Source organism: Staphylococcus auricularis, assembly GCF_001500315.1.
GTDB lineage: Bacteria > Bacillota > Bacilli > Staphylococcales > Staphylococcaceae > Staphylococcus > Staphylococcus auricularis.
The window spans coordinates 1-25320 of sequence record NZ_LLER01000003.1; the positions used below are offsets into that span (position 1 = coordinate 1).

Annotated in this window: 22 protein-coding genes and 1 pseudogene; 1 reads left to right on the plus strand and 22 read right to left on the minus strand. The window is 37.9% G+C overall.

What is annotated here, in order from left to right; genetic code table 11:
- Together APS80_RS02130 and APS80_RS02135 are read right to left on the minus strand one after the other, a co-directional pair.
- On the minus strand, positions 1-870 hold an 870-nt coding region (locus APS80_RS02130; protein ID WP_211259535.1), incomplete at its 3' end, for a 2-oxoacid:acceptor oxidoreductase family protein.
- A gap of 113 nt (positions 871-983) precedes the next feature.
- The gene (locus APS80_RS02135) at positions 984-1775 is read right to left on the minus strand and encodes a TIGR00282 family metallophosphoesterase (protein WP_059106640.1); all 792 of its coding nucleotides are present in this window, start codon (positions 1773-1775) and stop codon (positions 984-986) included.
- 165 nt (positions 1776-1940) lie between these two features.
- On the opposite strand from APS80_RS02135, the gene APS80_RS02140 reads away from it, so the two are divergent.
- Entirely contained in the window at positions 1941-2156 is a 216-nt protein-coding gene (locus APS80_RS02140; protein WP_059106641.1) for a hypothetical protein, read from the plus strand.
- Between the two features lie 54 nt (positions 2157-2210).
- Here APS80_RS02140 and rny read toward each other — a convergent pair whose 3' ends face one another.
- From rny to rnpM, 20 genes and pseudogenes are all read right to left on the minus strand, one after another.
- On the minus strand, positions 2211-3773 hold the full coding sequence (gene rny / locus APS80_RS02145) for a ribonuclease Y (protein ID WP_059106642.1): 1563 nt from the start codon (positions 3771-3773) through the stop codon (positions 2211-2213).
- Positions 3774-4269: 496 nt separating this feature from the next.
- The gene (recA, locus tag APS80_RS02150; protein ID WP_059106643.1) at positions 4270-5328 is read right to left on the minus strand and encodes a recombinase RecA; all 1059 of its coding nucleotides are present in this window, start codon (positions 5326-5328) and stop codon (positions 4270-4272) included.
- Between the two features lie 164 nt (positions 5329-5492).
- Entirely contained in the window at positions 5493-6644 is a 1152-nt protein-coding gene (locus tag APS80_RS02155; RefSeq protein ID WP_059106644.1) for a CinA family nicotinamide mononucleotide deamidase-related protein, read from the minus strand.
- A 165-nt stretch (positions 6645-6809) separates the two neighbouring features.
- The gene (gene pgsA, locus APS80_RS02160) at positions 6810-7388 is read right to left on the minus strand and encodes a CDP-diacylglycerol--glycerol-3-phosphate 3-phosphatidyltransferase (RefSeq protein ID WP_059106645.1); all 579 of its coding nucleotides are present in this window, start codon (positions 7386-7388) and stop codon (positions 6810-6812) included.
- A 28-nt stretch (positions 7389-7416) separates the two neighbouring features.
- Positions 7417-7809: a helix-turn-helix domain-containing protein gene (locus APS80_RS02165; protein WP_059106646.1), complete on the minus strand. Its 393-nt coding sequence runs from the start codon at positions 7807-7809 to the stop codon at positions 7417-7419.
- Positions 7810-7833: 24 nt separating this feature from the next.
- Positions 7834-8659, minus strand: a pseudogene (locus APS80_RS02170) (YmfK family protein).
- A gap of 174 nt (positions 8660-8833) precedes the next feature.
- Positions 8834-9541, minus strand: coding sequence for an elongation factor P 5-aminopentanone reductase (gene ymfI, locus APS80_RS02175; protein ID WP_059106647.1), 708 nt, complete (start codon positions 9539-9541; stop codon positions 8834-8836).
- Positions 9538-10830 carry an EF-P 5-aminopentanol modification-associated protein YfmH gene (gene yfmH, locus APS80_RS02180; RefSeq protein ID WP_059106648.1) on the minus strand — a complete coding sequence of 431 codons (1293 nt, stop codon included), beginning with the start codon at positions 10828-10830 and terminating at the stop codon, positions 9538-9540. Before yfmH ends, ymfI begins: the two co-directional genes overlap by 4 nt.
- Before the next feature lie 3 nt (positions 10831-10833).
- The gene (gene yfmF, locus APS80_RS02185; protein ID WP_059106724.1) at positions 10834-12096 is read right to left on the minus strand and encodes an EF-P 5-aminopentanol modification-associated protein YfmF; all 1263 of its coding nucleotides are present in this window, start codon (positions 12094-12096) and stop codon (positions 10834-10836) included.
- A gap of 28 nt (positions 12097-12124) precedes the next feature.
- Entirely contained in the window at positions 12125-12850 is a 726-nt protein-coding gene (locus APS80_RS02190) for a GntR family transcriptional regulator (protein ID WP_059106649.1), read from the minus strand.
- Entirely contained in the window at positions 12850-15267 is a 2418-nt protein-coding gene (locus APS80_RS02195) for a DNA translocase FtsK (protein WP_059106650.1), read from the minus strand. Before APS80_RS02195 ends, APS80_RS02190 begins: the two co-directional genes overlap by 1 nt.
- Before the next feature lie 271 nt (positions 15268-15538).
- Complete coding sequence (gene rnjB / locus APS80_RS02200; RefSeq protein WP_059106651.1) at positions 15539-17212, minus strand: ribonuclease J2; 1674 nt, start codon at positions 17210-17212, stop codon at positions 15539-15541.
- 220 nt (positions 17213-17432) lie between these two features.
- Positions 17433-19532, minus strand: a complete 2100-nt coding sequence (gene pnp, locus APS80_RS02205) for a polyribonucleotide nucleotidyltransferase (RefSeq protein ID WP_059106652.1) — start codon at positions 19530-19532, stop codon at positions 17433-17435.
- Positions 19533-19696: 164 nt separating this feature from the next.
- Positions 19697-19966 (minus strand): 30S ribosomal protein S15, encoded by a 270-nt coding sequence (gene rpsO, locus APS80_RS02210; RefSeq protein WP_059106653.1) that lies wholly within the window; start codon positions 19964-19966, stop codon positions 19697-19699.
- Positions 19967-20064: 98 nt separating this feature from the next.
- Positions 20065-21036, minus strand: a complete 972-nt coding sequence (locus APS80_RS02215; protein WP_059106654.1) for a bifunctional riboflavin kinase/FAD synthetase — start codon at positions 21034-21036, stop codon at positions 20065-20067.
- A 14-nt stretch (positions 21037-21050) separates the two neighbouring features.
- The gene (truB, locus tag APS80_RS02220; RefSeq protein ID WP_059106655.1) at positions 21051-21974 is read right to left on the minus strand and encodes a tRNA pseudouridine(55) synthase TruB; all 924 of its coding nucleotides are present in this window, start codon (positions 21972-21974) and stop codon (positions 21051-21053) included.
- Between the two features lie 82 nt (positions 21975-22056).
- The gene (gene rbfA / locus APS80_RS02225; RefSeq protein ID WP_059106656.1) at positions 22057-22404 is read right to left on the minus strand and encodes a 30S ribosome-binding factor RbfA; all 348 of its coding nucleotides are present in this window, start codon (positions 22402-22404) and stop codon (positions 22057-22059) included.
- Between the two features lie 179 nt (positions 22405-22583).
- Positions 22584-24704 (minus strand): translation initiation factor IF-2, encoded by a 2121-nt coding sequence (gene infB, locus APS80_RS02230; RefSeq protein WP_059106657.1) that lies wholly within the window; start codon positions 24702-24704, stop codon positions 22584-22586.
- A gap of 4 nt (positions 24705-24708) precedes the next feature.
- Positions 24709-25026 carry a L7Ae/L30e/S12e/Gadd45 family ribosomal protein gene (locus APS80_RS02235; RefSeq protein WP_059106658.1) on the minus strand — a complete coding sequence of 106 codons (318 nt, stop codon included), beginning with the start codon at positions 25024-25026 and terminating at the stop codon, positions 24709-24711.
- Positions 25023-25307, minus strand: coding sequence for an RNase P modulator RnpM (rnpM, locus tag APS80_RS02240; RefSeq protein WP_059106659.1), 285 nt, complete (start codon positions 25305-25307; stop codon positions 25023-25025). Before rnpM ends, APS80_RS02235 begins: the two co-directional genes overlap by 4 nt.
- Between the last annotated feature and the right edge of the window lie 13 nt (positions 25308-25320).

The window sequence follows — 25320 nt, forward strand, 5'->3', positions numbered from 1 at the left end:
TGTCATCCCGGAAAGACCGATCGCTTCCATCATGAGTGACAAACCAGGGCCCGCACTTGCAGTAAATGCGCGAACACCGCCATAACTTGCTCCAATCGCCATGTTTGCAGCAGCAATTTCATCTTCTGTTTGAACCACTGCACCGCCGACTTTAGGAAGATTTTCAATCATGTATTCCATAATTTCTGATGCTGGCGTAATTGGATAAGCCGCCATGAATCGAGAGCCGGCAGTAATCGCTCCTAAGCCAATCGCATCGTTACCAATCATATAAAGATGCGCATCTTGGTTAGAATCTTCAAGTTCAAAATCCCCTTCAATCGTATCGAGCTGATCTTGCATAAGTCGATAACCTTCATTTAACGCTTCGATATTCATTGAAACGACTTTTTCCCCTTTTTTCTCAAACATGTGTGTAATAATCGTTTCGAAAACGTTGGTATCGAGATGCATTAAAGCAGCTGTTGCTCCTACAGCCACCATATTTTTCATTAATGCCGTACCTAATTCCTTAGCTGTACTTGTAAATGGTAGATCGATGAGTTGGGTGTCACAATCAGCTGGTTTTTCTGGTTTTGCTTTTGTATCTGCGATGATAATACTATCTTTTCTCATTTCTTGATGGTTTAATTCAATGGTTTCTTGGTCAAATGCAATTAATATATCTAAATCATCACTGATTGCATGGACAGGTTGCGTCGAAACTCTAATTTTATTGTTTGTATGTCCGCCTTTAATTCTGCTAGAAAAATGACGATAACCATATAAGTGGTAGCCTTTACGATTCATAGCTGTGGCAAAAAGTTCCCCAGTTGATTCGATACCTTCACCTTGTTGCCCCCCCACTTTCCATGATATTTGTGATTGCATATCATTCTGCCTCCTAAGGTTTTACTCGTTCGTACACTATCATAACAAATATACCACTCTACAACATGAGTTCAGAGTGGTATAAGCTCAAAATGTTTACAAATCTTTACGGATTATTTAAACGGGTGATCATCATTGATTAACACACGTTCAATATGAGATGTGCGTCCATTTTTATCTAAATCAACAATCACACCGGATAAGATACTACGTCCTTCATCTGGTATCACATGACGTTGTGGTAAACTTGTAATAAAGCGACGAATGACTTCATCTCTATTGACACCTAAAATACCATCATAAAAGCCTGTCATACCGACATCTGTGATGTAACCTGTACCTTTAGGTAACACGCGCTCATCAGATGTTTGAATATGGGTATGGGTACCTACAACAGTACTCACTCTACCATCTAAATACCAACCCATCGCATTCTTTTCAGACGTTGTTTCAGCATGAAAGTCTACAAATATATAATCGGTGACGCTTTGAGCTTCTTCAATGAGCGCATCCGCTTTTTTAAAAGGATCATCAATGTCTTGCATGAATGAACGTCCTTGTAAATTGATAATTGCTAACTTGATATCATTGATTTGAATAAATCGCATGCCAACACCTGGTGCTTCTTCAGGGAAATTTGCTGGTCTCACCATTCTATTCGCATCATTGATAAAATCATAGATTTGACGTTGACCGTATGTATGATTACCCATCGTCATAAAATCAACGCCTTCTCGTAAAAGTTGTTTATATATTTTTTCTGTTAAACCTTTACCATGTGCAGCATTTTCTGCATTTACAATTGTCACGGTTGGACGATAATGTTGTTTCAATTTAGGTAAGTATTGTGTGATTGCTTCTCTCCCTACCTTACCAACAATATCACCGATAAATAATATTCTCATTATGTGATGTTCATCCTCTCTCAACCCTTAGTTTAATAGATAATAGTGGATATGAAAAGTAGTAAGCATAATTAAATTTCACTTGCAAGGTTTTATTCGAAATGCAAAGGGTATGGATAATGTAAGAATTGATTTTAAAAAGAAACTAGGAGATGTTTTTAATTCATGTCAATTAATATTGAACCAGAGAAATTTGCTGAATTAGTAGTAAGAGCAAATCCATCTAAAAGTGAAGATCCAGATGATATCGCTAAGGATAGTCTGGAATTATATATCAACGCTTTTCGTCTAGCTGAAAGATACGCAAGTATTTCTACACACAGCTATGACACTGCTGAAACATTGAAAGCAGTGCGTGATACAGACTTAGAACTTGAATAACTAAATGAAATGAACTTCATAAATGAAAAAACGGTTGCCATGGCGGCAACCGTTTTATTTTGCATATTCTATTGCTCTAGTCTCACGAACTACTGTCACTTTAATATGTCCAGGATATTGAAGTTCATCTTCAATTTGCTGTTTAATATCCCTTGCTAAACGGTGTGATTTTAAATCATCAATTTCATCTGGAGAGACGATAATACGTACCTCTCTACCTGCCTGTATGGCAAAGGCTTTATCCACACCATCATAACTTTCTGATAGAATTTCAAGTCTTTCTAATCTGCGAATATAATTTTCAAGCGTTTCTTTACGAGCACCCGGTCTAGCAGCTGATAATGCATCCGCTGCTGCAACTAATATCGCAATAATAGAAGTCGGTTCGACATCACCATGGTGTGAATGAATGGTATTAATTACGATTTCACTTTCGTTATATTTCTTACCTAATTCAACACCGATTTCAACGTGACTGCCTTCTACTTCATGGTCGATGGCTTTACCTACGTCATGGAGTAGACCTGCACGTTTAGCTAATGTTACATCTTCGCCGAGTTCTGCAGCTAACATGCCACTTAAGTGTGCCACTTCTACCGAATGTTTTAAGACATTTTGGCCATAACTTGTACGATAATTTAAGCGTCCAAGAATTTTAACCAAGTCAGGATGGATATTGTGAACATTGATTTCAAACGTTGCTTGTTCACCCGCTTCACGAATGATGTTATCCACTTCTTTACGAGCTTTATCCACCATTTCTTCGATGCGACCTGGGTGTATGCGGCCATCTGATACTAGGTTGACGAGTGCAACTCTAGCAATTTCTCTACGAATAGGATCAAAACCGGATAATATAACCGCTTCAGGTGTATCATCGATAATCAAATCAATACCTGTTAATGTTTCCAATGTTCTTATATTACGACCTTCACGACCGATAATACGTCCTTTCATTTCATCGTTCGGTAGGTTAACGACAGATACTGTAGACTCAGAAGTATGTTCTGCTGCTAAGCGTTGTACGGCTGTAGCCAACAGTTCTTTCGCATTTTTATCAATTGTTTCTTTTGCTTCTTTTTGTTTTTCCTTAACAAGGATTGCAATATCTTGTGACAGTTCTTCTTCAACACGTTGAAGTTGTTCATTTACTGCTTCTTCTTGAGTGAGACCAGAGATGCGTTCTAATTCTTGTTCATGTTTATTTATTAAATCTTGAACACTACTCTCTTTTGCATCTACTTGTCGTTGTCTTTCTTCAAGTTTGGATTCTTTTTGCTCTAAAATCTCATCCTTTTTATCTAACAGATCAGATTTACGCTCCAAGCTATCTTCCTTTTGAAGAAGTCGGGTTTCTTGTTGTTGAAGTTCACCACGGCGTTCGCGAAATTCGCTTTCGCTTTGATCTTTCAGTTTTTGATATTCTTCTTTAGCTTCAAGAAGTTTTTCTTTTTTAGTGTTTTCAGCTTCTTTGTTGGCTCTATCTATAATATCTTCCGCAGTCTGTTTTGCTTGTGATTGTTTTTGCTGCAAAATATTATGGGCAATGATATACCCCACAACAACTCCGAGTATAATTCCTAACAAAATGAGTAGGAGGCTTATTAATAAATTCACATAAACACCTCCTTTTCTCTAGAATCGGGCACTTTATATCAATTTCAATATGATTATATGTGGTTATATAAGAATCATACAATGTAATTGTACGTTTTAAATATGAGGGGTGTCAAGGTTTCAAACTGCAAATATACAAGTAACCGCGCTGCATTGAGTACTACATACTTAAGGTTTATTTTCACTTAACTAAAAAGAGATGGTTTAGGTGTTAAAACTGTTGATTTTAGCATTATATGACGTGGTTCTTTATGTTTTGCAACATTTAATCATCATTTATGTCATAAATATAGGAACATGTAGTGCTAAAATTATAATTTTGTACTGTCCACTACGTGTTTCTTTACGAATAAAGCAAAAGAGACTGAAACAGATATAAGTCTCAGTCTCTTAAACATTGCAATATATGGTACTAATTTTAAATACAGTAAAACCTCATGTATGAAGTTATCCATCTCAATAATACGTTTTTGTGTAATCAACAACTATATATTGATTATTCGTCAAAAAGTGAAGCTGGAGCTTCTTCAGCGTTGTCATTGTCAGGTTTTTCTTCAACATCTCCATCAAAGATACCTAACGCTTCACGTAATTTATGCTCTATTTCTGAACGAACTTCTGGATTTTCTTTCAAGTACGTTTTCACGTTCTCTTTACCTTGGCCCATGCGTTCATTGTTATATGAGTACCAAGCACCAGATTTATTGATAATATCATTTTCGACACCAAGATCGATGAGCTCGCCTTCTTTAGAAATACCTTCACCATACATAATATCAACTTCAGCTGTTCTAAATGGAGGTGCAACTTTGTTTTTCACGACTTTGAGTTTTGTTCTGTTACCCACGACTTCTTGGCCTTGTTTCAATTGTTCAGCACGACGTACTTCTAATCGTACAGAACTATAGAATTTCAATGCACGACCACCAGGTGTCGTTTCTGGGTTACCGAACATCACACCGACTTTTTCACGGATTTGGTTGATGAAAATGGCAGTTGTATTTGATTTAGAAATCGCACCAGATAGTTTACGTAGCGCTTGAGACATTAAACGTGCTTGAAGACCTACATGTGCGTCTCCCATTTCACCTTCGATTTCTGCTTTAGGTGTTAATGCAGCTACTGAATCGACAACGATAATATCAACCGCACCACTACGCACAAAGGCTTCTGCGATCTCTAAACCTTGTTCACCATGGTCTGGTTGAGATAAGTAAAGATTGTCGATATCTACACCGAGCGCTTCTGCATATTCAGGATCTAACGCATGTTCTGCGTCGATAAATGCAGCTACGCCATCTTTTTTCTGAACTTCTGCAATCGCATGTAACGCCACGGTTGTTTTACCTGAGCTTTCTGGTCCGTATATTTCAATGATACGGCCTTTCGGATAACCTCCGACACCTAGCGCATTATCCAATGTGACTGAACCGCTTGAAGTACTTGATACTCGGCGTCCTTTATTATCGCCAAGTTTCATCACTGCACCTTTACCAAAGTTTTTTTCCATATTTTTAATCACTGTATCTAAAGCTTTTTGACGTTCGTTATCCAATACTGGCCCTCCTTAAAGAGTTTAGTCTCTGTAATTGTCTTACTCATACTATACATGGAAATTCATGTTTACGCAAGCATTTTGCGAATATTTGTTCGCTAGAATCTGTCCGTTTCGAACACAAAAACGAACAGACGTGCTATATTTTTTGAAAACTTGAAATGCTATTGTTCACCTTTTAACCACTTCAATAATCGGATTAACACGTAGTTTTGTGATCTATTTTTTAAGATATTGCGTTGATTAGTTAAATGGAAGGTTTCAACCGTTAAATCATTATCATCTAGGATACCTAAATATACGGTATTCCCTTCATTTAAGATAGAAACAATTAATTCTGTATCATAAAATGATTTCGCAAGTCTCGTTGAAATTGCTAACGCGTCTTCGGTATCTTTTGCACCTTTGACGAATTGAGGTGTATGAAGTAATACACCTTCTAACTTGCCGCTCGTATTATAATCTTGTAGACGAGAGTACAACGCACCATCTGTCACACCATCATATAGCACCATCGATTGGTCAAGTTGCTGCATGACTGCTTGTTCGAGCACGATATCGTCAGAACCATAATAATAGTCCCCTATGCGTTCTAATATTTGTTGTTTTATCGGCTCAATCAATTTTTGACATTCTGCTTTTGTGTTTCCATTGGCTGTCAAACGTACTTCCACCTCATGATGACCTGCTAATGGTGCAATGGTAGGATTCGTTTGTGCATCTATCAAATCGTCTATTTCCGTTTCTAATATAGATTCTCCGATGCCGGCAAAATGAAGAGACTCAGAAAAGATGCTTTGTTCACCATCAAATAGTAATGGGAGGAGTTCATTTTTTGCCATCGGTTCCATTTCTTTAGGAGACCCTGGCAATAAAATGATTTTCTTGTCTTCGTAATCTAAAAGCATACCAGGCGCCATACCTACTTTATTTTCAAGTACCTTCGCACCTTCAATCACCAATGCTTGTTGTTTGTTATTTTCTGTCATCTGTTGTTTCGATTCGGCAAAGGATTGTTCGATAAATTGAAGTGCTTGATCATCTGTGACTAAAGATTTATTTAACACGCGAGCCACTGTTTGTTTGGTTAGATCATCTTTCGTAGGTCCTAACCCGCCAGTGAGCACGATCAAATCGTTATGGTCAATTGCGTTTCTAACCACGCGTTCCAAGCGTTCAGGATTATCTCCAACCACGCTATGTGCTAATACACTATGCCCTACAGTGTTAAGCAATCTAGATAAATACTGACCATTTGTATTCGCAATTTGCCCTAATAAGAGTTCTGATCCAACCGCTATGATTTCTGCTTGCATGATGTGATTCCTCGCTTTTCTACATAATCAAAACATAACCTCGTAAAAGACTTTCAATTTCTAAGTTAACTCATTGTTCATTATATCGTGTTAACCTTTGATAATCGAAAAAAAGAGTTTGCTCAGGTATAAAATATTAAAACCTGTACAAACTCCTGCTTTAACTTATTTAGCTTTAAAGACGTCTCGACCTTTATAGAAGTATTCAATACCAGATAATATTGTGAAGAATACGCCAATATAAAGTAAGATTTGTCCAATTGGGAAGCCGAGCCACATTGCGAACGGATCACCTAATAGGATCCAAATTAACGCTACCATTGTGATAGCTGTTTTGATTTTACCTAAATTACCAGCTGCACTTACAAATCCTTGTTCGATTTGAAGAAGTCGTAAACCAGTTACGGCGAATTCACGTGCAATGATAATAATAGCGACAACAGCATTCGTTAAATTAATGTCTACGAGAACGATTAATGCGCTCGCAACAAGTAATTTATCTGCTAATGGGTCTAAGAATTTACCCATGTTCGTTACTAAGTTCCATTTTCTAGCTAAGTAACCATCTGCAAAATCACTCAGCGATGCCACGATAAAAATGACACCACTAATGATGAGTTCGATACGTACCTCATAACCACCTAAAAAGGAGATTTGTCCGAATCCGAAATCAACTAATGCAAATAAAATAAAAAATGGAATCATGATGACACGAAACACTGTAATCCAATTAGGAATATTCATACTAATCCTCATTTCTATATATAACTTATTATAACAACAGCATAGCAATCAACCATATGATAGCTGTAATGACTACTATTGTACTGATGATCACAATCAATTGTAAAGGTTCTTTATCTTTCGTTCTAAAAGATGGTGCTTCAGATTGTTGAAATAAATCAATTGCTTCTTCAATAGAACCTGCGCTACTTGGGATTTCGTTACGATGTTTATCGATGAGTTGCTTGCCGTCAATATTTACTGCACTGGCATATTTTTCGATAAAACCTTCTGCGTAATTGGCATGACGTAATGTATAGAAGTCGTTATTTTCGATGAGTTTTAACGTATCTCGCTTAATCTGTGTACGGTCTTCTAATTCATTTAATGTCATACCTAAGCGTTCTCTACGACCTTTTAGTGTCTGACCCACTGAACTCAAGTTGCTCTTCCTCCTCTAAATCATTTAAAAGAATCCAAAACCATCGCCGAATCCATCACCACTGAAATCAAGATTATTCTTGCTTTTCACGGTTTGTTTTTTCATCTCGTCGTATCGTATTTCATCACTATTATTTTCTCTTAATTCAATGATATAGTCAAAGTCTTCCATATCATAGTCACTCGCTTCAACAAATAAATCAGGATGCTCAACGACCTTAACGGCAGGTAAACTCATCACTTCTTTAACCAATTCTTGGTGCTTCGGATTGGATTCTCTCGCAGTGACAGCTCCATCAATAATATAGACATGATCAGAATCGTATTCACCTTTGATCAGTGAGCTCCGCACCGTCTGTTTAATGAGTGTTGAACTGATGAACAACCAACGTTTGTGTGCACACACTTGAAGCCACGATGGATTCCGTTTTCCCTACACGAGGCATGCCACGAATTCCAATTAACTTATGACCTTTTTCTTTAAACAATTCAGCCATAAAATCAACGAGTAATCCTAAATCGGCACGTTCAAAGCGAAATGTCTTTTTATCATCCGCATCTTGTTTAATGTATCGGCCATGTCTCACTGCAAGACGATCACGCAGTTCGGGTTCACGTAATTTGGTAATCGAAATTTCTTCAATTTCTCTGACGATATTTTCAAATCGTTCTACCTTTTCTAAATCATCCGATTTAATTAATAATCCACGTCTGTTACGATCGATGCCGTTGATGGTTACGATACTGATTCCCATCATCCCGAGTAAACTAGAAATATCTCCAAGTAAACCTGCACGATTTGTTGTAATTTCATATTCTAAATACCATTCTCTTTTAGCTGCTACTGTCACGATTAAACACCCCTTAGTTTAAAAATTGACCCTTTTCTCCGCAAAATTGATGTGTTGCTCTGATGGAAATGATTATTCGGCGGCATCAGATATGGATAAAGTGATGATAGTGTACATCAAAATTATTATAACACTGATCTTTCAGTTGATGGCTTTAAAATGAAACATTTTAAATTATGAGATGTACCAACCACCGTTTACCTTTTGAACGGTGCCTGTCACACTTTGTGCTAACGGATGACAGAGATAAGCACATGTGTGAGCAACTTCTTCGGGTTCAACTAACCGTTGTTGAGGCAGTTCTTCAACAATTTCCGCTAAAGTTTGGTCATCAAATTCACGAGCCATGTGTCCATTCACAAATCCTGGTGCAATGGCGTTCACCGTGACAGTGGTCATCGCTAATTCTCGACTAAGTGCTTTTACAAAACCGAGCTGGGCGCTCTTCATCGTAGAATATACAGTTTCGAAACTGGCACCCGCTTCACCCCAAATCGACGAAACAACGACGATTCTTCCATGTGCACTTTGTCTCAATTGATCCACAAAATAACGAGTTAGACGTAGCAACTGTTTAACATGCAACATATAACTGTCATCGATATCGTCATCGGTCATGTCTTGTAACATCCCATATAGCGAAGCCCCACTCGTATAGATGAGACAATCTAAATTTTGGATAAAACCAAAGATCGCATTAATATCGACATCCTTCGTCAAATCTGCTTGAACCAATTGCACAGGTTGGTTTTCATATAACTCGACTAACCGATCATAATCTGCGCTATTGTAATGTACGATGACTTCATAATCTTCAGCTAATAAGCGTTGTACAATCGCTTGGCCAATGGATCCCGAGCCCCCTATGACCAATGCTCTCATTTACTTTTCATCTCCAGACGGCTATCCACACTTTGTTCTAAGTTGAGATACTGTAAGGATGTACGATTGACACTATCTAACGTAATCTCTTCCATGATATCTAACATATCAAAGAGTGAAATCCCTTCAAAATGTAATTTCGTATATTGGTTCGCAATGTATTCTGGTGAATTCAAACCAGAAATAAATTCTCCTATGAATTGTTTTTTCAATAATTCAAACGCTTCTTGATCTGTAAGTTGACCTTGATAGCGTTTCATTTGATTCAACAAGCGCTGTTTCAATTCATCAGGTGCTTCTGTGGCACTTGTAATAATAGAAAAACTATATGTATCTTCCAATAAGAATTGATAACCAAATGATTCATCAATGAGTGATTCACTAAGTAATGATTGATAGAAATCCGTTTCCTCTCCGAAGATTAATTCAAAAAACAATGTCATTTCAAGGTCACGTTTCATATAATCTTTAGATGATTCATTTAAAGGAAGACCTTTGAAACCTAGCATTAATCGCGGCGCATACAATTTCATCGATTCTTTCACTTCTGATTGTTTTACTTTTTCTGGTTCTTCTACCACATCACGTACGATATGGGGTTGTGCCGTTTTATTTCTCTTACTTTCATGCGTAGACACGACATCATAAATATGTTCTGGATCTACATCACCGACGACAAACAGCACCATATTAGAAGGATGATAAAACGTTTCATAACATAGATAAAGGTCATCCTTTGTAATCTGATAAATGCTATCCACGGTACCCGCAATATCTACTTTAATCGGATGTTTTTCGTACATCGCATTCAGCGTATTGAACATTAACTTATAGCTAGGTTGTTCTAAATACATTTTAATTTCTTCAGCAATAATACCTTTTTCTTTTTCAACGCTGGCTTCTGTAAAATGAGGTGTCTCAACCATTTTTAATAATCGTAGAATATTACGATCGATGTTTGATGTGGCACTAAATAAATAACTCGTGCGATCGTAACTTGTGAACGCGTTGACTTGTGCGTTATCTTCAGCAAATGCGGTAAACAAGTCTTCATCTTCTTCATTATCGAACATTTTATGTTCTAAAAAGTGAGCCACCCCATCTGGTACGGTCACGAATTCATCTTGACCTAAGGGTTTGAATCTACTATCTAAAGAACCAAATTCAGTCGTATATGTGACAAATGTTTTTTGGAAGCCTGGTTTTGGGATAACGAATAAATTAAGTCCATTGTCTAATTGTGTATCATATACATATTCGTCCATTTGTTCATAATATGTTCGTTGCACTAGCTACGCCTCCATTTCTTTCGTCAAAATATAAATTGTATCGAGTTCGGTTTGTTGTGCTAATGCCACAACGTCTTCTTTCGTCACGCGATTGATACCATCTGTATATTCTTCACTCGTCATCACTTCATCTAATAAAATACTCATATTTAGAATTTCGATAATACCTTTGGGCATATCTTGTGCCTCAAGTCTTTGAGAAATGAGTACCTTTTTAGCTAAGGCAAGTTTATCTTCAGTTAACTCACCTTGTTGAATATTTTTAAATTCTTTAATAATCGTATCTTTCGCTTGTTCATATTTGTCACGAGAAACGCCACTCAATACATACATATAGCCATTTTTAGCATCCGTTTGTGAGTGGATAGAGTAAGCGAGACTTTGTTTTTCTCTGACTTCACTGAATAAAATAGATGATGGGCTACCGCCAAAGATTGTATTCAATACGATTAGTGCAAAGTAACCTTCCTTACCAAACTGAGTCGGACATTTAAAGCCCATGTTTAACTTAGCTTGGTCTACATCGTCATATTCTACAACTTCTCTAGGTAGCGGTTCATCTGACGGCTTCGGTTGATATGTATGGTGAGTGATAAATGGCGTAACAGGAATATCAAAGTATTGTTCCAATTGACTTTCAACAGCGCTTTCGTCAACATTCCCTACCACATAGACTGCACAAAAATCATCTTGAATCATGGATTGATATGTATCATAGAGCGATTCAGGTGTGACTTGATCAATCATGTCAGACCGACCACTTGCTAATTCGCTATAAGCTTGATCCCCAAACATCACTTTTAATAAGTTTAAGAAGGATAATTGTGCTTTATTGTCGACTGTCGCATCTAATTTCTTTTTCAATAAAGATTTTTCTTGCGCGACTAACGTGCGATCAAATGCTTTCTTTTCAACGAGGGGTTCCCAAATAACTTGTTGTAACAACTCTAGACCTTGTTCGAATAATGGTGGCGCATCGTTTAAGTACCGCTCGTTCACAAGTTCTAATGAAATAGTAATCACATGTTTATCCTTAAACTTAGAAACATTGCTATAAATATACGCACCGTAAAGCTCAGATAGTCGTTTATTTAACGCTTTATCGCTCGGCCAACGTTTCGTCGCTCTTGTTAAGAGATTACTAAGCAAGGCACGTGATGCCGTTGTTTGTTGATCTAGAGGTGCCATGAATTTGACGGTGATCGTCGTCGTTTTAAATTTAGTTGTTGGCATAATATGTATATGTGATTGTTGTGTTTTACTCATATGTTCCAAATGATCTAACCTCACTTTCTTATGTTTCGTATCTAAAATTAGTTGTTTTAAACTTCACTAAGCTACTTCTGAAATAGTTCAGTGAATAGAGCACAGGGTTGCCTTCCGTATCGTAATGCACAATTTTAAGCAACATTAATGATTCGTGTGGCATCGCATCTAAATTATCAGAGATGTGTGGCTCATAACTTACTGTATCTAATTCCACTTCAACATGTTTAATGTCTATATTGGAGTACTGTTTCATCGCATCTAAAATGGAACCCTCATTGTATTGTTGAAACGCTTGGCATGTTAAATGCGCCGTCGCTACTTTATCTATACAATAGACGAGCGGTGCGCCATCTGCAGTGCGTATGCGCTCAATTTGTGTCACAAGTGATTTCAACTCCAATTGCAGGATATCTGCATCTAATGTCGTTGCAGGAATTTCATCTAAAGCGATGTATTCTGTCCCAGAATGATATCCTTGAGATTCAATCATTTTACTAATGCTTACAAGCTCTCCTAAAGGGTAGTAGAAAGGCCGTAGATGTTTCACTCTTGGCCCTTCTTCTACATGTTCAGTCAATACTTGTTCTGCGATCAATTCCGCAATCCCATCGTAAACGTCATCTGTTTTAACATCTAATGCTCTCGCAATGCCTAATGTGCTTGGTAACGGATGACCTGGTTTTAATTCTCCTGATTTAATCTGTCTGATTAGCCACTCTTTAACTCGATATTTTGAAGATAGTTCCATCATTACACCTCGTCCTCATTTAAATCCACCAAAATTTGTCTTGGTTTGCTGCCTTTTTGTGGTCCAATTACTTGATTGCGTTCTAAATCATCCATCAGTCTTGATGCACGATTATACCCAATTCTAAATTGGCGTTGTAACAATGACGTGCTTGCTTTTTGCTGTTCGATGACAAATAAATAGGCTTCATCATATAATGAATCTTCACTTTTCATCTCAGATTTATCTACTGCAGCATCGGGTTCCATTTCTTTTACATAATTGGCTTTCTGTTGTTCTACGACATGATTTACGACAGCTTGAACTTCTTGGTTGCTTAAAAATGCACCTTGGATACGGGTTTGATTATTAGAATTGTTTGAGACATAGAGCATGTCCCCTTTACCTAATAATTTTTCAGCACCACTGCTGTTAATGATTGTGCGTGAATCGGTTTGAGAACTGACCGCAAATGCGATCCGAGATGGGATATTATTTTTAATAATCCCTGTGATGACGTCTACAGATGGTCGTTGTGTAGCTACAATTAAATGAATACCAGCTGCACGTGCCATTTGTGTGATGCGTTGGATAGAATTTTCAACGTCTTTACCGGCAACCATCATTAAGTCAGCAAGTTCGTCCACGATCACGACGATATAAGGTAACTCTGCTTGTTTTTCCTCTAGCTCTTCGTTCTGATTGCGAATGTAAGCATTATACTCTTCCATATTACGTGTGGATGTATGTTGGAAAAGATCATAACGGCGTTCCATCTCAGCAACGATTTTTTCTAACGCTTGAGATGCTTTATGTGGGTTAGTAACGACAGGAATGAGCAAGTGTGGGATACCATTATACACATTTAATTCCACCATTTTCGGATCAATTAACATCAATTTCACTTCATTTGGTCGTGCATTTAATAAAATGCTCACGATGATGCCATTGATACAGACTGATTTACCACTACCTGTAGATCCTGCCACGAGTAAGTGAGGCATGTCGTTCAGTGAGACGGCGATAGGATCGCCCGAAATATCACGACCTAATCCTACATCGAGTTTGTTGTCTGAAGGGAAATGCGCATCGAGCACTTCTTTTAATGAAACGAGTGAAATCTTCTCGTTCGGCACTTCTATACCTACTGCAGATTTACCAGGTATCGGGGCTTCAATTCGGACATCTTTTGCAGCGAGCGCAAGCGCAATATCATTATGTAAGTTGACGATTTTACTTACTTTAACCCCTTGTGCAGGCTCAATCTCATACTGCGTCACGGCTGGGCCAATTTTAATTTGAGTCACTCTTGCATTTACCCCAAAGTTTTTCATCGTCGTTTCTAACAATTTACCTTTTTGTTGGACTTCTGATTTAGAAGTTGTCCGTTGTTTTTTCGGCTCATTGAGTAATGTCAACGGCGGAATTTGGTAAGCTGCATTTTCGACTTCGCCAGCGTCAGAGATTGAAGTTGTCGCTTCCGATGTTTCAGCTGACTGTCCACGTTCCTCTGCATCAGTTGAACGTTGAGGTTTACGGCTTTGTGTTGTGGTACCTTGTTCATCCTTCGCAGATGGTGTATCTTCTTGATCATAAACGCGGCGTTTATTTAAAGTTGATTCAGTTTCTGATCCTTCATCTTTATCACTGTGACCGTAAATTGGGATAGAAGATGTGGTTTCATCTTGTGGGACTTCAGGTAAGTCTGAAACATCTGTCACAGGTTGAGATTTTTTATCTTTCGCAGCTTGTTCTCGTTGTTCCACTTTGACCCGAGCTTTAGCATCTCGTTTCACTTTGGCTTTTTGACGATGATCTTTAAAGCTTTCTGATGCTTGATGACTAGATGATTTGAGTTGTTCCATTAATGTTTTGGAAACATCTCTGTGACGTTTTTTCAGTAATAAAATCGCACTAGAGACAACGAGTAGCAACGCTAAAATCACAACACCAGCCATTGAAATAAGCGGATTTAATAGTTCAAAGAGATAATAACCCGTCACCCCACCACCAAAGTTTGGAAAATGTGTATTGTCATAAGCATGATACACTAATGATAGTACAGGTTCACGCTCTGCTTTAATCCCATCCGTAAAGTGATAAATCACTTGAGCGATTAACACGAGCGTAAATTGAAGTAAAATAGCACCTACTGTACGGCGAGTACGTGGTATTTTCTTATAGAATGCTATATACCCTGTTGCGATAAATATAAGCGCATATGTATAATAACGGGCTATACCAAATAAATAGTTAAAGAAACTATCAAGCATCGTACCTATAATTCCAAGTTGAAAAATGCCGAGAATGAGAACGATGAATACGACGACTGCAATCAAATAACGCACCGTGTTGTCTTGTTTTTTACGTTTGTTATTCGTTTTTCGTTTCGTTTGAGATGTTTTTTTCCGATTTGTCGTCTTTCTTTTTGTTTGAGGCAAAGCAATTCACCTTCTTTTTATAACTTATTTTCCATCAAATGCATGTATGTGAGACTCAGTTAACTTTCTTGTTCATTCTAGAGCTCAATCTGTATGTATATCCACAAGCTAGTGACATGTGGCAGTTGACAATTCAGCAGATAATATGAAGTAAAGAGGCAAAGACAGCATCAAGGATCCATCGCACATGCACTTACACAACTGTTACTGTTCAAGTCATCCGTCTGTGCTTTCCTCTTTGTGTCTCAACCTCTTATTGTTACATCACATATTATATTTCTGAAATGATTGGAATAATCATTGGTCGACGTTTCGTGCTTTCAAATAATAACTTGCTGATTTTATCACGCATATTTTGTTTAATTTCAGACCATTCAATATGTTTTTCCATTAAACCTTGTTCTACAATCTCTTTGACTTTTTCTTCTGCTTCTTTCAACAGTGCTTCACTTTCACGCACATAAACAAAGCCACGAGATTGGATTTCTGGTCCTGCAGCGATGCGACGGTTTTTAGGATCTAAAGTAACTACTGCGATAAAGATACCATCTTCCGCTAGCAAATGACGGTCTCTTAATACAATGTTTCCTACGTCTCCAACACCTATACCGTCGATGAGCACGTTACCTGCATTCACTTTTTCGTTGAGTATCATCGTATCGCCATCATAATTAACCACGTCCCCTTTTTCAACTAAGAAGATATTTTCAGGTGCAACGCCCGCTTCATTCGCTAGCTTCGCATGCGCGATTTGCATTTTAAATTCACCGTTAACAGGTATGAAATATTCGGGTTTCATAATGTTTAACATGAGTTTCAGTTCTTCCATGCAACCGTGACTAGATGCGTGAATTTTTTTGTTGTTTGGAATGACTTCTGCGCCAGCACGAACGAGATCATTCAATGTATCTTGTACGATGACTTCCATGTTTGCTGATGCAGTGACTGCTAGGAAGACTGAATCCCCCGGAATAATGTTTAATATCTTATGTTTTTGTTTAGCCATTTGACTCAATGCTTCGATAGGTTCACCTTGCATACCTGTCGCAATAATCACGACTTCGTTTTTAGGATAGTTTTCAACTTCTGAGATAGGGATTAATAAGTCTTTAGGAATGTTGAAGTAACCCATTTTTCTCGCAATATTAAAAGAGCTTTCTAATGAACGGCCTAAGAAAGACACTTTGCGATTTAAACGGCTCGCGATGTTAAATACTTGTTGAATACGTACGAAGTTTGACGCATAACAAGAGACGATCAAACGTCCGTTAGCTTTTGAAAAGGCATCATACATATGAGATTCGATGACGTTTTCAGGTGTATTATAGCCTGGTTTTTCTGCTTCAGCTGAGTCACTGATGAGTACGAAGACGCCTTCATCACCAATTTCAGTCATTTTTTTCAAATCTGGTGCATATGCGCCTTGCAGACTTTGATCAAATTTAAACTCGCCTGTATATACAATCGCACCGTATGATGTATGAATACAAACACCTAAACTGTCTGGAATACTGTGCGTCAATTTGAAGAATGTGACGTTCACGCCTTTAAAGCGCATCACTGATTCATCATTGACGACGTAATAGCGAATTTTCTTATCGATATGACGTGATTTCACCGCTTCTTTGACGAGTTCTATGGTAAGTTTAGACCCATAAACCGGTGCATCCACTTGTTCTAAAATATAAGAAGCAGCCCCGATGGCATGTTCATGACCATGCGTTAAAAATATCCCTTTGAGTTTATGTTTATTTTCTAACACATATTGGATGTCTGGAATGACGATATCGACGCCTAACATTTCATCGTCTGGAAACATTAATCCAGCATCTAACATAAACATTTCATCGTCTACTTCGACAATGTACATATTTTTCGCAATTTCCCCAACGCCGCCGAGGGGGATAATACGAATATTTTTATTCTTTTTCTTAATTAAATTCAAAATTTTACCTCCTATAATTTTTACCCGACCATACATAAACTCATAGTATATTATAAGTTAAAAACAAGCTGCTGTACACTATTAAAGCAATTGTCGCGCAACTGAGATAGGATCATTATGTATCGAATATCAAGCATAAATATAAAATAAGAGCAGTGCTCAACCTAACGAAATGTTAGGCACAAAAGCCTGCTCGCATGATGATATTGCATTGTAGAAATTATTCGTTTAACAATACTCTGTGTGACGCATTCACTCTACCTTGTTTGTCGATTTCTGTGACTTTAACTTTAAGTGTATCGCCAATTTTGAGTACGTCTTCCACTTTATTAATGTGTCTATTTTCAATTTGTGAGATGTGAACGAGCGCATCTTTACCTGGGAAGAGTTCAACAAAAGCACCGAATTTTTCAATACGTTTTACTTTTGCTTCATAAATCTGACCTACTTCTGCTTCACGTGTGATCTCACCGATGATTTCACGTGCGCGATTGATGGCGCTTTGATCCACAGCTGAAATAAAGATGGAACCGTCTTGTTCGATGTCGAGTTTAACACCTGTTTCGTCAATGATTTCATTGATTTTTTTACCACCTGGTCCAATGACATCTCTAATTTTTTCCGGTTTGATTGTCATTGTTTCAACTTTAGGTGCGTAGTCGCTCAATTCACTACGTGGTTGATCAATGGTTTGTAACATGTGATCTAAGATAGCTAAACGACCTTGACGTGCTTGCTCTAAAGCTTCTTCAATGATTTCTCTTGTTAAACCATCGATTTTAATATCCATTTGAATAGCTGTGATACCTTCAGATGTACCTGCAACTTTAAAGTCCATGTCACCAAGCGCATCTTCCATACCTTGGATATCAGTTAAAATAGTATAGCTATCATTACGAGTGACTAGTCCCATTGCAATACCAGCAACAGGTGCTTTAATTGGGACACCTGCATCCATTAACGCTAGTGTAGAACCACAGATAGATGCTTGTGAAGAAGAACCGTTTGACTCTAATACTTCACTGACAAGTCTAACTGTATAAGGGAAATCTTTCGTGTCTGGAATGATATAGCGTAACGCGCGTTCGCCTAATGCACCGTGACCAATTTCACGACGACCTGGAGAACGAACTGGACCCGTTTCACCTACTGAGAAGTTCGGGAAGTTATAGTGATGCATAAAACGTTTTTCTTGTTCACCATCTAAGCCATCGATCATTTGACAATCACTAAGTGAGCCTAGTGTAAGCACGGATAACGCTTGTGTTTGTCCACGAGTGAATAATCCAGAACCGTGCGCTCTTGGTAAAATGCCAACTTCAGAATCTAGCGGACGAATTTCATCTGTTTTACGTCCGTCAGGTCTGATTTTTTCATCAGCAATGAGACGACGCACTTCTTCTTTCACTAAGTCGTTTAAAATGTTGTAGACTTCTGCGATTAATTCCTCGTTGTCAGGATCTTCTTCATCTACAAATTCTTCAGCAACCACTTCTTTTAAGGCATCAAGATTTTCATCACGTTGTTGTTTATCAAACGTTAACACTGCTTCCTTTAAGCCTTTTGATTCAGTTGATTTTGTCACTTGATCGATGAGTGCTTCATCTTGTTCTGGTGGAATGAATTCTTGTTTTTCTGGTTGAATGTGTTCGACAATTTCTTCTTGGAATTGAACGAGACGTTTAATTTCATCGTGACCGAAGAAGATGGCATCTAACATTTCTTGTTCTGTGATTTCGCTCGCACCTGCTTCTACCATGTTGACCGCATCTTTATGGCCAGCGACTTCTAAGTCTAAGCGAGAAACTTCTTTTTGTTCTACTGTAGGGTTAATGACATATTTTCCATCTACAAAGCCGACATTAACGCCAGCAATGGGACCTTGGAAAGGAATGTCAGAGACACTCAACGCCATAGATGAACCGATCATTGCTGCCATTTCAGGAGAACAATCTGGATCTGCACTTAATACTGTGTTCATGATTTGTACGTCGTGTTTATAGCCTTTAGGGAATAATGGACGAATCGGTCTATCGATTAAACGCGCAGTCAGTGTTGCTTCATCACTTGGGCGACCTTCTCTTTTCTTAAATCCACCAGGGATTTTACCTGCTGCATACATTTTTTCTTCATAGTTCACAGTCAATGGGAAAAAGTCACCTTCACGAGGTTCTTTAGATGCAACTGCTGTAGATAATACGACGGTATCACCGTAACGTACTAACGCTGCCCCGTTTGCTTGTTTAGCGAGTTGGCCGATTTCTATTGTTAATGACCGATTAGCCAACTCCGTTTTGAAAACCTTTTTCTCTTGAGACATTGATAATCTCCTCTCCTATATCTATTAGTACTATCATATCATTTCTAATGTATTTTTTATATGACTAATATTGTATAGCTTACTTGACTTTATTTAAAGTTATTTACAGTAAAAAAGGGAAAGAACCAAATCTGGCACTTTCCCATTTAAAACCGTATCTAAGATTAACGACGAATACCTAAAGATTTAATTAATTCACGGTAACGTTGAATATCTTTGCTACGTAAGTAGTTTAATAAATGTCTACGACGACCTACCATTTTTAATAGTCCACGACGTGAATGGTGGTCTTTTTTATGTTCACGTAAGTGTTCGTTTAACGCACTGATTTCTGCAGTAAGTACTGCGATTTGTACTTCTGGTGAACCAGTATCTGATTCGTGTGTACGATATTCTTTGATTAATTCGTTTTTACGTTCTTGTGAAATTGCCATGATCAATTTCCTCCTTTTTTATTTATGCGCCTTTATCTGAGCGATACGTCGGAGTCTCGTAAAGCCAAGGTAAAGGTTACTGTCATGTTAATCACGACTTATATATTATATGATACATCGTCATTAAAATCAACAGATAATAAATATTTTGCTTCTTCTTTGTCTTTATTCATTTGTTCTACGAGTGCATCAATGCCGTCAAATTTAACTTCTGGTCGGAGATAGTGATGCCAATATACCGTCACGCGTTCACCGTAAATATTTTCTTTAAAATCAAATAAGTTTACTTCAATGACAACTTGCGCCTTGGCTGGATCGTGGAAGGTCGGTTTCACGCCTACATTTGCCACACCACGATAAACCTTGTCATGTGAACCGAGTGTCATACTGACAGCGTACACCCCTTTTTTAGGCAACACGTAATCATACGTCGGTTGCACATTTGCTGTTGGGAACCCAATCGTTCTACCGCGTTTTTCACCTTGCACGACCGTCCCTTTAATGCGGTAACGATAACCTAATGATTCATTGACTTTTTTTAAGTCTCCATCTTTTAACGCTTTACGAATTTCCGTCGTCGCAATTTTTTCAGATTTAAGATCTTGTTTATTCACGATCGTGGTATTAAATGCATCCATGTCTTGAAGTAATAACATGTTGCCTTTCCCAAATTTGCCGAATGTGAAATCAAAGCCTGCAACGACTTCTTTAACATGATTATTAATAATATAATCTTGAATAAATGCATCAGCACTCACGTCCGCGAATTTTGAAGAAAAATTAATGACAATACAATAATCAATGCCATATGATTCTAATATATCTAGCTTATCAGGTAGCGGAGTGAGGTAATCCGTGCGTTTCAGCTTAGGATTTAGCACAACAGAAGGATGAGGATCAAAAGTCATGACCGCTTTCTTTAAATTTGCTTGAGATGCGCGTTCATCTAACACTTCAAGTACCTTGTGATGTCCCTTATGCATACCATCGAAAAAACCAAATGCCATGGCTATATCTTCTTTTATATATTGATCTTCACTAATTGGGTGCGTAACTTCTATGACTTTCATCACTTATATCTCCTTTAGTTAAATACTTTTTTCGGTTTAATGACATGTGGTTGTTCTGGATGAGGCATGTATAAGGCAAGTGCCTGTCCCGTTGCTTCATCTAACATGACCACTATTTCATTCACATCATCATCAAATTGATCTTTGCGAAATTTTTGCCCATTCAAAATCGCTTGCTTCAAGTGCTGATCTGATATGACGATTTGTTTCAATCCGTTTAAACCATATTCTATAGGATAAAGTCGCTGTTGTAAGGCATCGCGCTCAACTTCTGCTCGAATTTGATCAAGTGTCAAACTTTCGTCTAATTTAAAGCCACCACTTGTAGTACGTGTCAGTTTTGACATATGTGCAGGTAATCCTAGCGCTTTGCCGATATCGGTCGCTAGCGTTCTAATATAAGTCCCTTTTCCGCAACTCACATCGATTTCAAAATGCGCAGTGCCATGTTGCTGATCAAACATTAAATCAGATTGACGGCTAATCTCAGAGATAGTAACTTGTCGTGCTGGTCGTTCCACTGTTTGATTTTGTCTAGCATATTCATATAATTTTTTACCGTTTACTTTAACTGAAGAATACATGGGTGGAATTTGAGTGATCGTACCTTGAAATTGCCCTAATACTTCATCGATTTTTGTTTCATTTATGTGATTTTCATCTACGGTCTGAGTTTCTATGACATCGCCAGTTTGATCTTCGGTCGTCGTACTCACGCCTAACGTCACAGTGGCATGGTAGGATTTTCCCATATCCATCACATAATCACTCACTTTTGTCGCTGCACCGATACATATAGGTAAGACCCCTGATACTTCTGGATCTAATGTACCTGTATGTCCAATTTTCTTCGTATGTAATATTTTTCTGAGTTTAAAAACGACATCATGGCTCGTCAGTCCGCGTTCTTTATATACGGGTAAAATTCCATTATACATCAGTACATCTCCTTATCTATCCGCAGCAAACAATATGAGGAGCTGGAACTTTCATCCGGAATGAATAGGTCCCAGCTCACATTTATTGTTCTTTTCTGTGTAGTTCTTGGATCATTTTTTCAATTCTATTACCGTATTCGATAGATTCATCGTATTTATATTCAATATCTGGAACGATACGTAAACGCATACGTGAACCAATTTCAGATTTGATAAAGCCTTTTGCTTTTTCTAAACCTTTGAATGTATCATCGACTTCTTTTTCATTACCGAGTACAGTCAAGTATACTGTCGCAATAGATAAATCATTGGTTAACTGTACATCAGTGATAGTAATAAAACCAATACGTGGGTCTTTCACTTTATTATTAATGATATCCATTAATTCTTGCTTCATTTGTTCCCCAACACGTTCTGCTCTCATGTTCATTTCGTTTCACCTCTCTATCTATTCTTAGTTTCCTTATTTTCATCCACAAATTATAAAATATGATATTTTAACACGTCAATCCTTGATAATACAGTGACAATAAAAACGGCCGAGATATGAATCACTTGATTTCATCTCAAACGTAACACATGTGTCTCGACCTGTCTCACTGCCTAAAATTATCGTTCAACTTCCACGAGTTCAAAGGCTTCAATAACGTCGCCTTCTTTAACATCGTTATATTTTTCAAGTGTAATACCGCATTCGTAACCTTGTGCGACTTCTTTCACATCATCTTTGAAGCGTTTAAGTGTGTTGATTTCACCTTCGTATTGAACAATACCATCTCTGATGACACGAACGCCAGCGTTACGAGTAATTTTACCTTCTGTGACATAACTACCAGCGATGGTACCCACTTTAGATACTTTGAACGTTTGACGTACTTCAACTTCACCGATGACTTTTTCTTCGTATTCAGGATCAAGCATCCCTTTCATCGCTGATTCGATTTCTTCAATAACGTTGTAGATGACACGGTGTAAACGCATGTCTACATTTTCTTCTTCTGCTGCACGTTTTGCACCTGAATCTGGGCGAACGTTAAAGCCAATGATAATACCGTTGGACGCATTCGCAAGTGTCACGTCGGATTCATTGATGGCACCTACTGCAGTATGAATGATACGCACGTTAACGCCTTCGACTTCAATTTTCATTAGTGATGCAGACAGTGCTTCTACAGAACCTTGAACGTCACCTTTGATGATGACATTTAAGTCTTTCATTTCACCTTGTTTCATTTGTTCGAATAAGTTATCTAATGAAACATTTTTACTGTCTTGACGGTGTGAAATGATACTTGCTTCGTGACGTGCTTCACCGATACGGCGTGCTTGTTTTTCATCAGAGAATACAACGAAGCGGTCGCCGGCTTCTGGTACATCATTAATACCAGTGATTTCAACTGGTGTAGATGGACCTGCAGATTTGATGCGTTGACCTAAATCATTGACCATTGCACGAATACGGCCATAAGTATTACCTACGACGAGTGAATCACCGACGTTAAGTGTACCGTTTTGAACGAGTAGTGAAGCGGATGGACCACGTGATTTATCTAGTTCCGCTTCAATAACAGTACCTACTGCACGTTTGTTTGAATTTGCTTTAAGTTCTTGAACTTCTGATACAAGACCAATCATTTCTAGTAAGTCGTCGATACCGTCACCGCTAAGTGCTGAAAGTGGAACGAAGATAGTATCGCCGCCCCAGTCTTCTGGGATTAAACCGTATTCAGTAAGTTCTTGCATCACACGGTCTGGGTTTGCAGTCGGTTTATCGATTTTATTCACTGCCACGATGGTTGGTACTTCTGCTTCTTTAGCGTGGTTGATCGCTTCGATTGTTTGTGGCATGACACCGTCATCAGCTGCAACGACGAGAATAGTAATATCAGTGACTTGGGCACCACGTGCACGCATTGTTGTAAATGCTGCGTGTCCTGGAGTATCTAGGAATGTGATTTTTTTACCATCATTTTCGATTTGGTAAGCACCGATATGTTGCGTAATACCGCCTGCTTCTCCTGCAGTGACTTTCGTATGACGTATTGAGTCAAGAAGTGTTGTTTTACCGTGGTCAACGTGACCCATGATTGTTACAACAGCTGGACGTTCTACTGCTTCTGGATCTTCTGATTCGTCATCAAAGTATATTGATAGATCTTCTTCATCTACTACAACTTCTTTTTCGATTTCTACACCGTAATCATCCGCAATCAATTCAACTGTTTCATCATCTAAGGATTGGTTGATGTTAGCCATGATACCTAAGAGGAATAATTTTTTAACGATGCCTGATGAATCAACGTTTAATTTGTTAGCTAACTCGCCAACGGTAATGCCTTCTTCATAAGTGATTTTTGATGGCATTTCTTTAGGTTCACTTTGTTTACCATGTTGGTTCTTTTTGTTTTGTTTTTGATTTTGGTTTTTATTTTTCTTGTTCTTTTTATTGTTTTTCTTATTATTACCTTTTTGTTTTTGATCTTTACGATTTTGATCTTTGTTACCTTGATCTTTAGGTTGTTTGTGATTATTTTGAGCAGATTTTTCTTTTTTATCCTGAGATGGTTGCGCTTGTTTGTTATATTTTTGATCTAGTGCTTTAATCTGGCTGTCTTCTAGGGTTTGCATATGACTAGATACATCTATATCCATCGCCTTTAACTCATCAATGACATCTTTGCTCTTCACATTTTGTTCTTTCGCATATTCGTAAATTCTTTTTTTACTCATATAATCACTCCTTACGATATTCATCTATCATCGACATTAACTTCGTCGCAAAACCTTGATCAGTTAAACCGATATTCACAGCTTCCGCTTTGCCTAATGCTTGGCCTAAAGCGTCCCTCGTTCCATATATCCGTATAGGAATTCGATAGGATGCACACTTGTTTCGCATTAATTTCTGTGTGTTTTCAGCCGCATCTTCAGCAACGATGACCAATTTAATTCGTTGTTTTTTTATATCCGTTAAAATTACAGACTCACCGGACTTAACCTTACGCGCACGCATAGCCAGACCTAAAAAATTTTGAATTTTAGTATCCATCATGTTGGTATATCTTCACGATAAATCAAACGAATAATTTCTTTATAGACAGGCTCTAATGTGTCACGGTCTGCATTGAAGAATTTCTCGAGCACTTGTTTGTCACGTGCTTGTTCAACGAGCTCCACATCTTTTGTCACATAAGCGCCTCTACCTTGTTGTTTTCCGCTTGGATCCGCAAAGATTTCTCCATTTTTATTTCTAACAACTCTTATCATTTCTTTTTTCGGCTGCATTTCGTTAGATAAAATGCATTTACGCATTGGGATTTTTCTTTGTTTCATAAGTGAATCCCTC

Coding starts and splice junctions, on each gene's coding strand:
- APS80_RS02135 (WP_059106640.1), bottom strand. CDS start 1,775: ATGAGAATATTATTTATCGGTGATATTGTTGGTAAGGTAGGGAGAGAA.
- APS80_RS02140 (WP_059106641.1), top strand. CDS start 1,941: ATGTCAATTAATATTGAACCAGAGAAATTTGCTGAATTAGTAGTAAGA.
- APS80_RS02155 (WP_059106644.1), bottom strand. CDS start 6,644: ATGCAAGCAGAAATCATAGCGGTTGGATCAGAACTCTTATTAGGGCAA.
- pgsA (WP_059106645.1), bottom strand. CDS start 7,388: ATGAATATTCCTAATTGGATTACAGTGTTTCGTGTCATCATGATTCCA.
- ymfI (WP_059106647.1), bottom strand. CDS start 9,541: ATGAGAGCATTGGTCATAGGGGGCTCGGGATCCATTGGCCAAGCGATT.
- yfmF (WP_059106724.1), bottom strand. CDS start 12,096: ATGAGTAAAACACAACAATCACATATACATATTATGCCAACAACTAAA.
- APS80_RS02190 (WP_059106649.1), bottom strand. CDS start 12,850: ATGATGGAACTATCTTCAAAATATCGAGTTAAAGAGTGGCTAATCAGA.
- pnp (WP_059106652.1), bottom strand. CDS start 19,532: ATGTCTCAAGAGAAAAAGGTTTTCAAAACGGAGTTGGCTAATCGGTCA.
- rpsO (WP_059106653.1), bottom strand. CDS start 19,966: ATGGCAATTTCACAAGAACGTAAAAACGAATTAATCAAAGAATATCGT.
- APS80_RS02215 (WP_059106654.1), bottom strand. CDS start 21,036: ATGAAAGTCATAGAAGTTACGCACCCAATTAGTGAAGATCAATATATA.
- truB (WP_059106655.1), bottom strand. CDS start 21,974: ATGTATAATGGAATTTTACCCGTATATAAAGAACGCGGACTGACGAGC.
- rbfA (WP_059106656.1), bottom strand. CDS start 22,404: ATGAACATGAGAGCAGAACGTGTTGGGGAACAAATGAAGCAAGAATTA.
- infB (WP_059106657.1), bottom strand. CDS start 24,704: ATGAGTAAAAAAAGAATTTACGAATATGCGAAAGAACAAAATGTGAAG.
- APS80_RS02235 (WP_059106658.1), bottom strand. CDS start 25,026: ATGATGGATACTAAAATTCAAAATTTTTTAGGTCTGGCTATGCGTGCG.
- rnpM (WP_059106659.1), bottom strand. CDS start 25,307: ATGAAACAAAGAAAAATCCCAATGCGTAAATGCATTTTATCTAACGAA.